Annotated in this window: 12 protein-coding genes, 1 tRNA gene and 1 pseudogene; 10 read left to right on the top strand and 4 right to left on the bottom strand. The window is 60.5% G+C overall.

From position 1 onward, the window contains the following. From FV230_RS00385 to FV230_RS00365, 5 genes are all read left to right on the top strand, one after another. The coding region (locus FV230_RS00385) for a hypothetical protein (protein ID WP_147840756.1) at window positions 1-185 on the top strand (185 nt) is incomplete at its 5' end. 107 nt (window positions 186-292) lie between these two features. Then, window positions 293-382 (top strand) — tRNA-Ser (locus tag FV230_RS00380). A gap of 97 nt (window positions 383-479) precedes the next feature. Further along, window positions 480-2,027, top strand: a complete 1,548-nt coding sequence (locus FV230_RS00375) for a site-specific integrase (RefSeq protein WP_246694674.1) — start codon at window positions 480-482, stop codon at window positions 2,025-2,027. Between the two features lie 474 nt (window positions 2,028-2,501). Then, window positions 2,502-2,948 (top strand): hypothetical protein, encoded by a 447-nt coding sequence (locus tag FV230_RS00370; protein ID WP_147840755.1) that lies wholly within the window; start codon window positions 2,502-2,504, stop codon window positions 2,946-2,948. Window positions 2,949-3,119: 171 nt separating this feature from the next. Then, window positions 3,120-4,016: a 3'-5' exonuclease gene (locus tag FV230_RS00365; protein WP_147840754.1), complete on the top strand. Its 897-nt coding sequence runs from the start codon at window positions 3,120-3,122 to the stop codon at window positions 4,014-4,016. A 50-nt stretch (window positions 4,017-4,066) separates the two neighbouring features. Here FV230_RS00365 and FV230_RS00360 read toward each other — a convergent pair whose 3' ends face one another. Continuing rightward, a complete protein-coding gene (locus tag FV230_RS00360; RefSeq protein ID WP_187275319.1) occupies window positions 4,067-4,477 on the bottom strand; it encodes a GNAT family N-acetyltransferase in 411 nt (136 codons plus the stop codon). A 126-nt stretch (window positions 4,478-4,603) separates the two neighbouring features. Here FV230_RS00360 and FV230_RS00355 point away from each other — a divergent pair, with 126 nt between their 5' ends. Further along, a complete protein-coding gene (locus FV230_RS00355) occupies window positions 4,604-4,948 on the top strand; it encodes a hypothetical protein (protein WP_147840752.1) in 345 nt (114 codons plus the stop codon). Window positions 4,949-4,956: 8 nt separating this feature from the next. Here the strand turns inward: FV230_RS00355 and FV230_RS31165 are convergent, their stop codons facing one another. After that, window positions 4,957-5,088, bottom strand: a complete 132-nt coding sequence (locus tag FV230_RS31165) for a hypothetical protein (RefSeq protein WP_281408240.1) — start codon at window positions 5,086-5,088, stop codon at window positions 4,957-4,959. 124 nt (window positions 5,089-5,212) lie between these two features. Here FV230_RS31165 and FV230_RS00350 point away from each other — a divergent pair, with 124 nt between their 5' ends. From FV230_RS00350 to FV230_RS00340, 3 genes are all read left to right on the top strand, one after another. Then, complete coding sequence (locus tag FV230_RS00350; RefSeq protein WP_147840751.1) at window positions 5,213-6,103, top strand: ImmA/IrrE family metallo-endopeptidase; 891 nt, start codon at window positions 5,213-5,215, stop codon at window positions 6,101-6,103. A 110-nt stretch (window positions 6,104-6,213) separates the two neighbouring features. Continuing rightward, a complete protein-coding gene (locus FV230_RS00345) occupies window positions 6,214-7,257 on the top strand; it encodes a YihY/virulence factor BrkB family protein (protein WP_147840750.1) in 1,044 nt (347 codons plus the stop codon). Between the two features lie 382 nt (window positions 7,258-7,639). Continuing rightward, a complete protein-coding gene (locus FV230_RS00340; RefSeq protein WP_147840749.1) occupies window positions 7,640-9,610 on the top strand; it encodes a PAS domain-containing sensor histidine kinase in 1,971 nt (656 codons plus the stop codon). Window positions 9,611-9,864: 254 nt separating this feature from the next. Here the strand turns inward: FV230_RS00340 and FV230_RS00335 are convergent. Both FV230_RS00335 and FV230_RS00330 read right to left on the bottom strand, forming a co-directional pair. Then, window positions 9,865-10,482, bottom strand: a pseudogene (locus FV230_RS00335) (tyrosine-type recombinase/integrase); the annotation flags it as partial. Window positions 10,483-11,003: 521 nt separating this feature from the next. After that, window positions 11,004-12,980, bottom strand: coding sequence for a GGDEF domain-containing phosphodiesterase (locus FV230_RS00330; RefSeq protein ID WP_147840748.1), 1,977 nt, complete (start codon window positions 12,978-12,980; stop codon window positions 11,004-11,006). Window positions 12,981-13,303: 323 nt separating this feature from the next. Between FV230_RS00330 and FV230_RS00325 the strand changes: the two genes are divergently transcribed. Then, window positions 13,304-14,422: a class I SAM-dependent methyltransferase gene (locus FV230_RS00325; protein WP_246694673.1), complete on the top strand. Its 1,119-nt coding sequence runs from the start codon at window positions 13,304-13,306 to the stop codon at window positions 14,420-14,422. Window positions 14,423-14,768 lie beyond the last annotated feature (346 nt).

Below are 14,768 nucleotides of genomic sequence, written 5' to 3'. Positions count from 1 at the left end.
AGCCGATCCTGGAGATCAACCCGCGCCACCCGCTGATCCGCGCGCTGGCCGAGGGCCCGGAGGACGCCATCGCCCCGGCCGCCGGCACCCTCCTCGACCTCGCCCGCATCCAGGACGGCGACACCCCGCGCGACCCGGTCGCCTTCGCCCAGGTCGTCGCGGCGGCGCTCGCCGCGAAAGCCTGAGGCGCACGGCGACCTTCGCCGGCGACGACGATCGAAAGATCGCATTCCGGCTTGTGATCCGGCGGTGCTTCATGCTAGGCACCGCCGGTCTCGACGAGGCACCTCGCGGAGAGGTGGCAGAGCGGTTGATTGTACCGCACTCGAAATGCGGCATGGGTGCAAGCCCATCGGGGGTTCGAATCCCCCCCTCTCCGCCACTTAGACCTAAAGCTCAATCATCACGGTAAGTTGCTGACCTGCAACGGTTTCGTACGGCCCGACTGGTACATTCGGGTGGTACATATGCCTCTGCCAATGGCCCGTCCCTGGAAACATCCCGACAGCGGCATCTACTATGTCCGCAAGGCTGTACCGGCTCGGCTGCGCGCCCTTGTCGGCAAATCGCTCGAAAAGGTCAGCCTTGGGACGCACGATCCGGAGGAGGCTCGGCGGCGTCATGCCAAGGCCATTCTCGAAATCGAAGAGCGGTGGGAGGCCCTCCAGGCTGGCCCGAAGGCATTAAGTGAGCGCGAAGCGCATGAGCTGGCTGCGCCAGCTCAAGATCGTTGGATCGCCCTGCATCGCGACAACCCAAGCCTAAATTTCTGGCAGACGGACCTCTTCGAGCGTCTCTGGCAGCAGCGCCGGAAAGGACTTTGGGGGCGCCCTGATGTCGTTCATCAGGTTCTTCACGGTGAGTACGCCGACCGCGGTGAGGACGAGATGGAGGAATGGTGCCTCAAGCAGGCCGACATCCTCATCAGGAAAAAGGGTTTGCAGGTCGATCCGGACGGCCGCCGCACTCTCGCCAAGGCTGTCGCGGCGGCCATTCAGCGGGCGAGCCTGATCCTAAAGCGGCACGCGCTTGGTGATGTACCCGGAGATGACAGACCGCCGAAGACGCCCCTGGTCGCTCCCACCCCTGTAACGAGGCGGATGGGTACGCAGGCGTCAGTCAAGTTCAATGACCTTGTGAACGGCTGGGCTGCCGAACGGAAGCCGACAGAGAAGACGGTCTATGACTGGACACGGGTTATGGCGCAGCTTTCAGCGTTCCTGAAGCACGACGATGTCGGGCGGATCACCGCTGACGATCTGGTTGCCTGGAAGGACAGCTTGGTTGCGGCAGGCCTAGCTGCGAAGACGATCCGAGAGAGTCGGTTGGCGCCTGTTCGCGCGATTCTGAGATGGGGTGTCGATAACAGGCGACTTGCCGAAAATCCCGCCGAGCGCATCACAATCAGCGTGAAGCAGAAGCCTGGACAGGGGAAACGGGGATTCACGGAAGCTGAAGCCAGGGTCATCCTTGATGCGGCAGCGATAGAGAAAGACGCGGTGAGACGGTGGGTGCCCTGGGTCTGCGCCTTCACAGGGGGCCGCCTTTCAGAGGTCTGCCAGTTGAGAGTCGAAGATATCGTCGAGATCGAGGGTACGCGCGCATTGAGGTTCGATGCCGATGCAGGCTCCCTTAAAAACATTGGCTCCGAACGAACGATCCCGCTGCACTCGGCCCTGATCGCGGCGGGCTTCCTCGAATTCGTCAGCAGCCGGAAGGCTGGCCCGCTGTTCCCGGAACTGTCCCCGGATAAGTTCGGCAAACGGGGCGGCAATGGTACGAAGGTGCTGGGTCGCTGGGTTCGCGACTTGGGCCTAAAAGATCCTCGGCTGGCCCCCAACCACTCGTGGCGGCACCGTTTCAAGACTCTAGCGCGCAACCATGGCCTTGCGCCCGATATCGTGGACGCTATCACCGGGCACTCCCATCGTTCCGTAGGCGACCGATACGGCGAGTACGATCTATCTGCCATGAAAAGAGAACTGGAGAAATTACCAGGAATCCCTGTTAGTTTGCCGCAGACGTGATCAAATTCAACATCACCTTATATGCCAATCTAATTACATAAATAAATGTAATCGGTATTTATATTGATTTTAACGACAGATTGAGGCATCATTTTAGCTCCCAATTCGTGATGACTTGTAGCGCATCTTGCGATACGACATTGGACGATATTATCACGGCGGCGAACCTCATCACTGCCGCCCCATGGTCCTGAAATAGACGGCCCGCGCGAGGCGCGCCGCCCCCACCGGCCTGCCTGAACAACCTCAGCAAGTTTTTGTCATTTAGGACGAGCCCCTCGTACGAAAGCAACAAGAGCCTCGACCATCCAGGCCGGCAGCCAGCAGACGTCAATCTCCTGTTGGCGGCGCAAGCCGCTTTGTGATGTGCTCCGTAAGCGAGGATTAACGCTGCGTGAGCATCGTTGTGAAACTGATCGATCAACCGTTCGGACCAGCGGGGTCCGCACAGTTGTGCTAGGAGACAGCCAATCCATGCCTCGCTTGTTCGAACTGCTGCGCCGGAACCTCCAGATGGTTTTTGCGTGGAAGCCGGCACCTGCTCAGTTGCTTCCTCTCATCCTGGGGGTTTTCGCCTTTGCAGGTTGGGGAGCCTACGCGAACAAAGCGTCAGCCAACCGCAATCTCACGACTGAAGTCAGCCTGCTTCAAACAGAAAGAAGCGCGCTTGTGAATCGTCAGAGAGAGTTGGAGCAGGCAAACATCGACCTTGTCCGTGAGTGGCAAGGCAAACTCGCCTCCGCACGCGAGGAGCTTGGTCAAGCTGTTGCCGCGCGCGACGCGGCCAAGGGCCAGCTTGGCAGTTCACAGCGCGAGCTTGTCGCCTCGAAGAAGCGCTTCGATCAGGCTCGTGAACGTGTCTCCGAGACAGGAAGCATCAAACCCGCGGAGCCGTCGAAGAAGACCACGAATAAGCCGTAGAGCCGCCCGAGAGCTCGGCCCTCAATGTGAAGAACCGAAGCCGCGATAATTTCCTTGGGGACTCAGCTTAGGAGGTCTGGCTGCGAGGCCTTGACCCTGTCCTGCTCCTGCGACGAGTCGCGGCCTCCGATGGCTGAGCGATGGCGAGGCTTCGGACTGGACGCTACAGAAGTGACGGAAGCCCTCGACACCATCGCAAGCGTGCTGGAAGGCACTGGCGACTACCGGGTGCTGCGGCGCGTCAGACCGTTTGTCGATTTCACGGATGCAGCCGACGAGCCGACGTTCATCGGGCTGATCCTCGACACAGAGACCACGGGCATCGATCACGCGCGCGACGAGGTGATCGAGCTTGGCATCATCAAGTTCGAGTACGGCGCAAGCGGCCGCATCTACCGGGTGATCGAGACGCTCAATCAGCTCCATCAACCGAGCAAGCCGATCCCGCTTGAGGTCGAGCGCCTGACCGGCATCACGGATGCTGACGTAGCTGGCCAGCGCATCGATGATGCAGCCGTTCGCGAGATAGCCGCTGACGCCGCAGTGGTGATCGCTCACAATGCCAGTTTCGACCGGCAGATGTGCGAAGGTCGTTGGCCGATCTTCATCGAGAAGAATTGGGCTTGTTCCTGCCATCAGGTGCCATGGCGCGACGAGGGCCATGAGGGCATGAAGCTCGGCTATCTGCTCACCGACTATGGCTTGTTCCATAAGGGTCATCGCGCCATCGACGACTGTCATGCCCTTCTGGCGCTGCTGGCGGCCCCACTGAGGTCCTCCGGTCGCCTTGCCCTGTCGTGCCTGCTCGAAACTGCCCGCAGGCCCACGGTGCGCCTTTGGGCAACTGGTTCGCCCATAGCGACAAAGGACGCGCTGAAGGCGCGCAGCTATCGCTGGAGCGGTCAGCGGCGCTGCTGGTACATCGATGTTGAAGAGGACCGATTCGAGATCGAGCGCACCTTCCTCAGCCAACAGATTTTCAAGCGTGAGGTCCAGGACCTATCAGCCGAGCGGATCACGGCGAGGGACCGGTTCTCCGTAAGAACGAACCCCGAAGCCTCCGGGTGAGACCCGAAGCTGAGCCAGCGCATTTTCGAGCGTCACAGAAGCCTCCTCAGCTACCGATACACGATTGAACCGTTGGCGCGCTCCATCGCGTACCGGCGGTGCCGTCGACCTAGGCTATCGATCTGCATATCCTCATCGACCACCGCAAAGCCCCGCGCCTTATAAAACTCTATAGCTAAAGAATTTTCTTGAAAAACGTGAAGCCAGAGGTGTCGATGACGACCCTCTGTTGCTTGCAGCAGCGCTGATCCGGCGCCAATGCGGGTGCGGCCGACGTACAACGCCGAGATGTAGCCCTCATCATCCACGGTGATAAAGCCAATCACTGAGCCGTCAAGCTCAGCAATTAGAGTTTCAGAACACCCCAACAAAAGCTTCAGATGCTGACGGCCCTCGGTATGCTCACGGCGTTCTAAGAACGAATGAGAGACGGGGAATGTCCGGTCGAAGACCGCGAGCACGGGAGCTTCGTCAACTGCGCACTTGTAGAGACGGATATGCATTGCCTCTGAGTAGCCTCTTGGATGGACAGCCCCACCCCGAGGGCCCGCGAAAGTCTGCGCTTGCTGCGAGAAACTCGGCACGCGATGTATGTCAAGACGGGCTTACCAGAGGGATGGGTGGCCGAGTATGCCGTTGGTACAGCAGGGAGGCAGGCAGCATCGCCGATGTCAGGGGCCGACGACTATCTCCGAGCGCTTTTCGATCATGCAGCCGAAGAAGAATCATATCTTAACCGACTGCGTGGAGCGAATAACGCCCATTCTGGTGGAACGGAGACCCCGCCTGCATCAGTTCCCGCCGTGTCGTTGATGATCACAAACCAGCAACGTGCTGGGCTGCGTGCGCTTGGCTTTTCGGATAAGGCCGTTCGGCTGATGACGCCCGCCGAGGCGCATGCGCAGCTTGGGTTGACTAAGCTCGACTTCTGAGCACGACATCACCGGTCCATGAAGATGAGAAAAGCTGTTCCGCCCAGCGCTTGCCGCTGGGCCAGCTTGGTAAGCGCGGCAGCGATTTTGGCTTCCCCGACGCCGTCGGGATCAAAGAGACCGCCACCCCACGCCAGCATGGCCTTTGCTCACGATGGCGCGGTTGGGTTACCGCTCGCGTGAACTCCCTTGCAGTCCGGTCTTGGGATCGCGGGTGCGTGGCAGCCTTATGGATCGGTTCAGGGACAGGAAGGCGCTCCGCGGATGCCGATCAGCAGGAAGGATCTCGCGGACGCAGCCTCGCCGGAGGCGCTCGTCAAACGCATCCTACAGGCCGAGCCGAACCTTCAGGTGCCCGTGCCGATACAGGAGCTGTGCGCACGCCTCGGCATCCTAAGGATCGAGGACCTCGACACCGATGCATTCGAGGGCGGCCTCGTCACCGACGCGAAGCGGTCTGACGGCACCATCCTCGCCAGGCGCGGGGGCGAACCGCGCCGCCGCTTCACTATCGCGCACGAACTCGGCCACTTCCTGATGGCGCACCACATCCCCGACCAGCCCGACCGGTTTTCGTGCAAGACATCCGACATGCTGCGCATCACGGCCAAGGCGGACGACCCGCGGCAGCGCAGGGAGGTCGAGGCCAACCGCTTTGCCAGCCTCCTGCTGATGCCTCCGCACCTCCTACGGGGGGCTATGACGGCGTTTCGCGAGCCCGATCTGCAGCACGTTCTTGCGCTCGCGCGCGAATTCGCGGTCGGTAAGGAGACGGCGGCCCGGGCCTACGTCCAGTACCACGCCGAGCGGATCGCCATCGTCGTGGCGGGCAACGGCCGGGTGCAACGTTGCTACCGCAGCCTCTCCTTCCCGGCCATCGTCTGTGCCGTCGGAAGCCCGGTCCCGAAGCAGTCGCTCTTTCACAGCAGTTCGCATCAACCGAGCATCCCGAGCGACATCGCGGCGTGCAGTCCTGAACTCTGGATCGATGTGAAGCGCGATCTCCATGTGCCGTCGCTCTACGAGCAGGTGTACCTCCAGCAGAGTGGCTTCGCGATGATCCTGCTGCGTCTCGAACCCGTCCCGGAGGAAAGCGCGGAGGAGCGCAGGCTGGAGGAGGGCTGGCGCCACCGCTTCCATTCAGGGCGACGGTAGGCGACACTCCTGCAGGATCGGACGCTCGACGCCGCTACGACTTCGGCTAAACCGATGTCAGCAGGATCCAATCGCGATCACTGGTACCGAGTCCTCGCAGGGTCGTAGCCGTGAGTCAGGACGTTGATGAAGGCGACGACTGGCGCTCGGTCGCCACGCGTCCGCAGGATACAGCGGCCCTCGAAACGGCTCGGCAGCGCGCGCGGGAGCCTGATCGTGGCCGCGATGCGAGCCGTCCTTCCGAGATTCCGAAGGCAGGATGGAAGGACATCCTCTGGCGCGCCGTGTGGGCTCTGTCGAAGGATCGCGTGCTCACCACGGCCGGCGGCGTTGCCTTTTTCGCCCTGCTCGCCGTGTTTCCCGGACTCGTGGCCGTCGTCTCGATTTACGGGCTGTTTTCCGATCCCAACGTGATCAGCCAGCATGTCGGCCTCCTGACCTACATCCTCCCTGCCGCCGCGCTCGAACTGCTCTCCGAGCAACTCGTGCGGATCGCCGCGCGGAGCACGGGCTCGCTGAGCCTCACCTCGACGATCAGCTTGCTGATTGCGCTCTGGAGCGCGAATTCCGGCGTCAGCGCCCTCTTCGATGCCCTCAACGTCATCTACCGGGAACGGGAGGATCGGACCCTGATCCGGTTCTACGCCACGACCTTCCTATTTACCCTCGGCGGCGCTGCGTTTCTGCTCGTGACGATCAGCGTGGTGGTCGTCCTTCCGGCGATCCTAGCGCGCTTCGGGTTCGGGGGACTGGCCGATACCATCCTGTCCGTGGTCCGGTGGCCAGTCATCTTAGTCGTAGTCAGCCTGAGCCTGACGCTGATCTACCGCTACGGCCCGAGCAGACGCCGAGCGAAATGGCGCTGGGTGACCTGGGGCAGCGCGCTGGCAGCGTTTCTTTGGGTCTGCACGTCTGGAGTGTTTTCATGGTACGTGGCGAGCTTCGATAGCTACAATCGCATCTACGGGTCGCTAGGCGCCGGCATCGGCTTGATGTCCTGGATGTGGCTTTCCATCGTCGTCGTCTTGCTCGGCGCCGAGATCAACTCAGAAATGGAACGCCAGACTGCCCGCGACAGCACCGAAGGATGGCCCAAGCCCCTTGGCGTCCGGGACGCTTTCGCTGCCGACAACGTTGGGCCAGGCTGGCGATAGATAAACGGCGTGCCGCCATCACCGCTGTTTCAAAGGGCTGAAAATGACCCTACTCGGACCCCCGGAAGGTCCGCTTGGCGGCAGCTCGGTAGAGGATGACCCACGCCCGAACCGGGTGGGTATGCGACGGTCTGCTGTTGATCGACTAATCGGAAAAGCGGACCTCCCACGAATGGAGCACGTCGGTGCACCACGAAGGTCGGCGGTCTGACGATCGCATGGTTGCTGGGCTTTTCGCCCTGATTGAAGGATACGAGGGTCCAGGGCGGGCGTTCTAGGTTCAGGCAGCTGTCACCCCATCGTGCCCGGGGCCACTCCGCCACCTACCTGCACGCGGTTCCCCGAAGCCGGGTCCCGGCCCAAAGGAGCTCTGGACCGACCCATGGACATCGAAGAGGCCGCCACGCCGAGACTGACCCGCGAGGATCGTTACCGGATACTCGTCGAGGGCATCATCGACTACGCGATCTACATGCTCGACCCGACAGGCGTGGTCACAAGCTGGAACAAGGGCGCACAGCGCTTCAAGGGCTACGCCGACCACGAGATCGTCGGACAGCATTTTTCCCGGTTCTATACGGTCGAGGACAGGGCGACCGACCTTCCGGCGCGAGCTCTGATGATTGCCAAGACCGAGGGCCGCTTCGAGCAGGAGGGCTGGCGCGTTTGGAAGGATGGCACCCTGATGTGGGCGCACGTTCTTATCGACCCGATCCGCACCGAGGACGGCACGCTGCTCGGGTTCGCCAAGGTGACCCGCGATCTCACCGAGCAGCAGGCCACGAAGGCCGCCTTGCGACAGAGCGAGCAGCGCTTCCGCCTGCTGGTTCAAGGCGTGCGCGACTATGCCATCTACATGCTCGATCCGACTGGGCGGGTGACTAGCTGGAACAAGGGCGCCCAGCGCTTCAAGGGCTACTCCGAAGCGGAGATCATCGGCGAGCATTTCTCGCGGTTCTACACCGACGAGGACCGGGCGACCGATCTGCCGGGAACGGCGCTGGCGACGGCTACGAAAGAAGGCCGGTTCGAAGCCGAAGGCTGGCGCATCCGCAAGGACGGCTCGCGCTTTTGGGCCAACGTCGTGATCGACGCCATCCGGGGTGACCACGGCGAGCTCATCGGCTTCGCCAAGATCACACGTGACATCACCGAGCGACGCGACGCGCAGCAGGCGCTCGAAGAGACCCGTGCACGCTTCATCCAATCTCAGAAGATGGAGGCGGTCGGGCAGCTCACCGGAGGGGTGGCCCACGACTTCAACAACCTGCTCGCGGTGGTTCTCGGCAACCTTGAGCTTGCTCGAAAGCGCCTGCCCCCCGACCCCAAGCTCCGGCAGCTGATCGACAACTCGATCCAGGCCGCCCATCGTGGCGCGACCCTGACCAAGCGCATGCTCGCGTTCGCGCGGCGGCAGGAGTTGTCTACGACCCCCGTCGACGTGCCGGAACTCATCCGCGGCATGGGCGACATGCTGCAGCGGTCGATCGGCTTGAACATCCCGGTCAACATGCAGTTCCCACTGCAGCTTCCGCACGTTCTGGCAGACGCCAACCAACTCGAACTGGTCGTCCTCAACCTCTGCGTGAACGCACGCGACGCCACCCCGGCCGGAGGCACGATCACGCTGGTCGCCCGCGAGGCCAACCTTTCGGCCGAGGATGTCCAAGGCCTGAAGCCGGGCAACTACGTTTGCCTGTCCGTGATCGACACCGGCGAAGGCATGGATGCGGAGACTTTGGCGAAGGCGGCGGAGCCGTTCTTCACCACCAAGGGCGTCGGCAAAGGCACTGGGCTCGGCCTCTCGATGGCCCACGGCTTCGCCGAGCAGTCGGGCGGCCGATTGATCCTCAAGAGCGTCAAGGGCCAGGGCACGACGGCTGAGCTCTGGTTGCCCGAGGCCGACATGAGGAAAGCGATCCAACCCGACCAACAGGCCGAGCCCGAACTTCCGAAGCTCGACCCGGTCACGGTCCTGGTCGTTGACGACGATGCTCTGGTGCTGATGAACACGGCGGCGATGCTCGAAGATCTCGGGCACACGGTCGTCGAGGCGGTCTCCGGGGAGCAGGCTCTGCGCATCCTGCGTCGGTCGAGGGAGACCATCGATCTTGTCATCACGGATCAGATGATGCCCGGCATGACCGGGACGCAGCTGATCGACGCGATCTGGGCCGAGCATCCCGGCATGGTCGCGATCCTCGCAAGCGGCTACGCCGAGCTGCCTGAGAACGGCCTGGTTCCGGTCGCGCGACTGACCAAGCCGTTCGGACAGTCGGAACTCGCGCGGACCCTCATCACAAGCTTGCGTCCGGAAGGTCTGGTCCTCCCCTTCCGCCCTAAGCTGGCGTAAGGCTGGCCTGTCACCCGCCGACCCAAGGGGCCAGCCTAAGTCCACGAAGAAGCGATCGTTCCCGGGCGACATACCAAGGCGGCACAGCCAACCAGCGCCCGCTTTCGGCATGTCTATAAGGTAGCTTCTACGACGGATTTGGGCGGGGGCGGAACGTCCGCTCTAGGATCAAGGGTCAGAGTCCGCTCCCCACCCTTATCGGACGGCGAGGAGTTTGGTGCGGCAGCCCATGAGGGCCGCCGCGATGTTCGTTGGATGTCAGTTTGCTCGGACATGACCAGCGCGTCGTCTGCTTCGATACCGAGGTAGCGCACCGTGCTCTCCAGCTTGGTGTGGCCGAGCAGCAGCTGACAGGCACGTAGGTTGCCTGTCCGCCGGTAGATGAGTGCGACCTTCGTCCGACGCAGGCTGTGCGTGCCATACCCCGCTGGGTCGAGGCCTATCAGCGCTACCCATTCGTCGACGAGCCGACCATACTGGCGCGTCGTCAGGTGCTCGCCCGGGCGGCTGCGACTCGGAAACAGCCAATCACTCGCACGAAGCCCCCGCAGCTTGAGCCAGGCAGTCAGCGTCTCACGGGTGGTCTCGGTCAACTCGAACGGGACGGGTCGGCCCGTCTTCTGCTGGACGATGGTGGTGCGCAGGCGGACGCCGTCGCCGAGGTGGACGTCTGACACGCGCAAGCGGACGAGATCGCAGCCGCGCAGTTTGCTGTCGATGGCGGTGTTGAACAGGGCGAGGTCGCGAGTGCGGCCCTTGTGCTGCAGCCGGGTGCGGATCGCCCAGATGTGCTTGGGCTTGAACGGCGGCTTGGGACCGATGACACGGCCAAGGTTCCACGGTCGGCGGGTTGTGTCGGTGGTTGAAGGCATGCTGGGACTCCGTTTTCAAGGAGCCATCAGCATCTCACCACAACCGCAATCCGAACGTGCCACAGCTCTGCGCCAATAGCGGAAGTCGGGCGCCCGCCAGGAAGCGGACGTTCCGCATTCGACCCAACTCAGCCGTTAGGATCGCCGTTTGGGCTCACCGAAAGCGGTCATTCGTCGGCCACCTGGCACCTTCGGCTCCGGGAGAGCGGGTGTTCGCCGGGATGCCGAAAGTCGACATCGGGTTGAACCTTGTCGCTATGCCGTCCCCTTTAAACGATGGATGAATTCGCGATCGTGCAGCACAAGGGATCGCGGACGGCATCAACGCAGCGATCCTGAAGGCTCGGCGGACCAGCGGGAGCGTCGGCGCTCGATAACTGGTTCCGTTCCAACCATTTGAGAGAAGAGCGTGCGTGTCTGCTGACTCCATGCGAAGGCATAGTCCATTGAAGCAATGTGGAGTGAAGCTCGCACTGCCGGTTTGGATGACGAAGCCACATCTTCACCTTTATAGGACGCGATCACGCCACCGCAGGTTGGTCCGCGAGCCGCTGAACCAGTTCGTGCCTCGGCATCGGGCGCCCAAGGTGGTAGCCTTGAAACAGCTCAACACCGAAGGATGCGACAAGCTCAATCTGGTACGCGTCCTCAACACCCTCTACAATTGTTTTTTGTGCGCAGCTGCTAACCAAGTCTATGATGTTTTTTAGCAACTTTGCACCACGCGGCGTATCGCTACTCTGGACAAAGAATCGATCGATCTTGACCATGTCGAAGCGCAGTTCACTTAAACAGGTCAGGCCAGCAAACCCGGTTCCAAAATCGTCGAGCCAAACGCGGATCCCGATTGCTGACAACCGGTCCATCAGCTGAACGACCTGGGGATTTCCGCTGATCTGCCCTCCCTCGGTGATCTCCAGAGCAAGACGGGAGGGGTCGATCGCTGCGGCCCTGACGATCGCCTCAACGACGTCAACGAAGTTGGGATCCTCGATTTGCCGCGAGGACACGTTGACGCTGATGACGGGCAGTGCCGGTTCAGTAGCGAGGAGATCGCAAGCCTCATGTAGCATCCATTCTCCGAGCTCCATAATGACACCTGTCCGCTCGGCCACGGGAATGAACGTCTCCGGGGAGACGGACCGACCCTGTGGATCTTTTAAGCGCATCAACGCCTCGGCGCCCCACACCAAGCCAGACGTGACGTCGACGATCGGCTGGAAGACAGCCGAGATGCGCTGGTCAGCAATGGCCGTACGGAGCATCTCGGCAGTAAGCGTATCACCCGCGTCGGACTCGAGCATACGACGATCGAAGGTCCGGACGCAGTTCCGTCCGTCTCCCTTCGCTACATAGAGCGCGACGTCGGCCGCAGTGACCATTCGCTCGGGCTTGTCAGCGGCAACATCACCGGAGAAGGCCGCACCGACACTGACGGTGATGCCCGAAAAATGGTCGCGGCGCGCCGCATGGACGATCTGAAGGCTCTCGACCGCCCGTCGAGTTTCCTCGGCGAACGCCGCAACTTGCTCCACAGAAACGGCTTGAAAGAGCGCAGCGAACTCCTCACCGCCAAAGCGTCCAAGGGTGAAGCCAAAGGGTTTGGCTACGCTTAGCATAGCTTGACTGACCCTTGCCAAACAGCGATCGCCCTGCTGATGCCCGTAGCAATCATTATATGACTTGAAGTAATCAACGTCGATCAGGATGACGCCGAACGACTTCCCTGACGCCTTGCTATCTTGCCAGAGCTTGCGTAATGCACCATCTATGATTCTGCGATTTCCTAGGCCGGTAAGGTCATCCGTCGTCGACAGACGAATCAGCTCTTCGCCCCGTTTCAAAATCTCCTGCTGTCGAATATCCGCCCGAAGTGCATTGATATAAACGCGGTAGCGCTCTCGATTGTACTTAAAGTTCAAAAATACCGTAAGCAAAAAGCTAAATATATATAGCGAACCAAAGCATACCGTGTAAGTCGTGTCTCTAACGGATCCAGTTGCCCAAATAAGGAAAGTCGCAGCGATCAAACCCGATGACAGCAGCGCAAATCTGAAGGTCAGATTGAAAAACAAGTTGGCAACCAACATGAATATTAATCCATACCCGGCATAATACAGCGCTGCCATCGTTTCTACGCTTTGCGCGGCAAGGAACAACCATGCGGCGAAGCCAAAGAAGACGCCAATTGCGCATTGAAATTCGAGAATACGGGTTCCTACGCCGTGTTGTGCTTGAAGCCAAATAGCTAATACGTAAATCGCACCTATAGTTATGCGAACTGGCAAAATGTAAGGAAGCATATCATGGATCAAAAATGCATCCATTACTCCAAACGAAATGTACAGTAGGCCGACAAGCTGACAAGCCTTGCGTAGCTCGATGCGCAGGGCCTTCGCATGTTGAACCTCGAAGGCCACATCGAGCTCGGGCGATCGGCGCTCGAACCAACGTTTTCGAAGCTCGCGATCGAGAAGATCTAGCGTTTCGCCCGTCATCGTTCAGGTGCCCCCATTCAACAGGTGCTACCAGCAGCGATTTCCCAAAACCCTAATGGATCGAACATACGCATCAACGCTCGTGCGCTGCCCTCCTGCGGGCAAAGGCATTCGCCCATTTTCGACCGCCGCCTGATACGACGCATCACCTACGTGGACGGATCAAGAAATCGAACTGGGCGAGAAATGATCCGCTGACCGAACGCGGTGACAGCGACGTGCTCGTGTAATTAGATGCAATCCGGTCACATCGTTAAGAAAAGGTGGCTGTAAGAAATTTCCAAGCAGCTCATTTATGGACTGTCGGTAACGTTTCATTAACGATGACCCTGCGCCGCCGGACTCCCCGAGCATTGGCGCTTAAGGGCGATAAAGATATGTCAAACGGCGGAGCTGCGCTGTTTCGTGAACGTGATCTGCTTAGTAATTTCAGTTCTTTAAAATACGATCTACAGCAGTCGGATGAGACTCGACCGCTATATACGATTCCTCAATCATCATACCCGGTCGTATCTAGCGATGTACACCGAGCTCTGAGCGAAGTTAGCAATATGGCTTTGCCCGGTAATTATACCTTGATGACAGATACGATCATTGATCTTCTAGGACTACTCAAGGAAACATTCAGCCCTCGGACTTGGCGTGAGGCTGTCCTTCCCGCGGCACGAACCCATGCTGTTGCGAGTTTGATGCATGAGTGTCCCTTCACCCGACATTCGTATCAAAGGCCGCGCGGCTATGCCGGCGATGCCGGGTTGATCGACTTCGTCTATCGCCATCCGGCGGCAAGAGCGGCGCAAGAAGCTGCTACAGAAGCCGGACGCACCGTGATGGCATTCACCGTCAACGTAACGGCCTGCGAAGCGGTTCGAGAACGCCGGTCCATCCTCGCTGCGAAGATCGATGAAGCGGCCGCACGCCGCCGGTCACCCACAATTTTGTCGCTAGCCTGTGGGCATCTTCGTGAGGTGGAACTGAGCATTGCCCTGAACGAAGGGCGAGTCGGAAGACTGCTCGCGCTTGACCAGGATGCGGAGAGCCTAGCCGTCGCGGGCGAATACCGCGGCTCGGTCTCACACGCCATCGAGGTACAACAGGCAACTGTCCGGCAAATCCTGGCCGGTAGAACCGACCTGGGTCGTTTTGATCTCATCTATGCTGCCGGCCTGTACGATTATCTTGATGCCAGGGTCGCGGCACGCCTCACGAGGGTTTTGTTCGATCATCTTAATGGAGGGGGCCGGCTTGTAATCCCTAATTTTCTCTGGGGCGTCAGGGAGGAGGCCTACATGGAGGTCTTTATGGATTGGTATTTGCTCTACCGCACCTCTGCCGAAATCCAAGACTTTACGGACGAAATCGCGCCGGCGGCGATCCGAAGCAAGCGGTATAGTGAGGATGCGGCGAGTACGATCGGTTACCTGGAAATCGAGCGGATCTAATTCATTGGCGGTTTCCTCGTATGGCGCCTGACGGCCCGAGCAAAAAGCTCGGGTCTTCCGGCAGCCATGTGAGCTTCGGTGCACCGACGGTCCGAACGAGCATCCAGAAAGTCACCGGGTAGAACTCTGAGTGTGAAGCTGTTGCCGGCAGGCTGACGAGCATCAAGGCGCCAGCCTCGGCGCGACGCCGAAGCAGATGAAACATCCGGCGGCGCTCGAGGATCGCCCGCAGGTCATCAACCCGCTCGACAGCACCTCACGACCGGCCACTTTCGCGTCGGGCCTCAGGGCGACAAAGCCACCGACCAGAAAAGGGAGAGAAGGGCTCAAAGAGTGCCTGTGAGCG

It is taken from the genome of Methylobacterium sp. WL6, from assembly GCF_008040095.1.
GTDB lineage: Bacteria > Pseudomonadota > Alphaproteobacteria > Rhizobiales > Beijerinckiaceae > Methylobacterium.
This window is presented reverse-complemented; position numbering and strand designations above follow the sequence as displayed.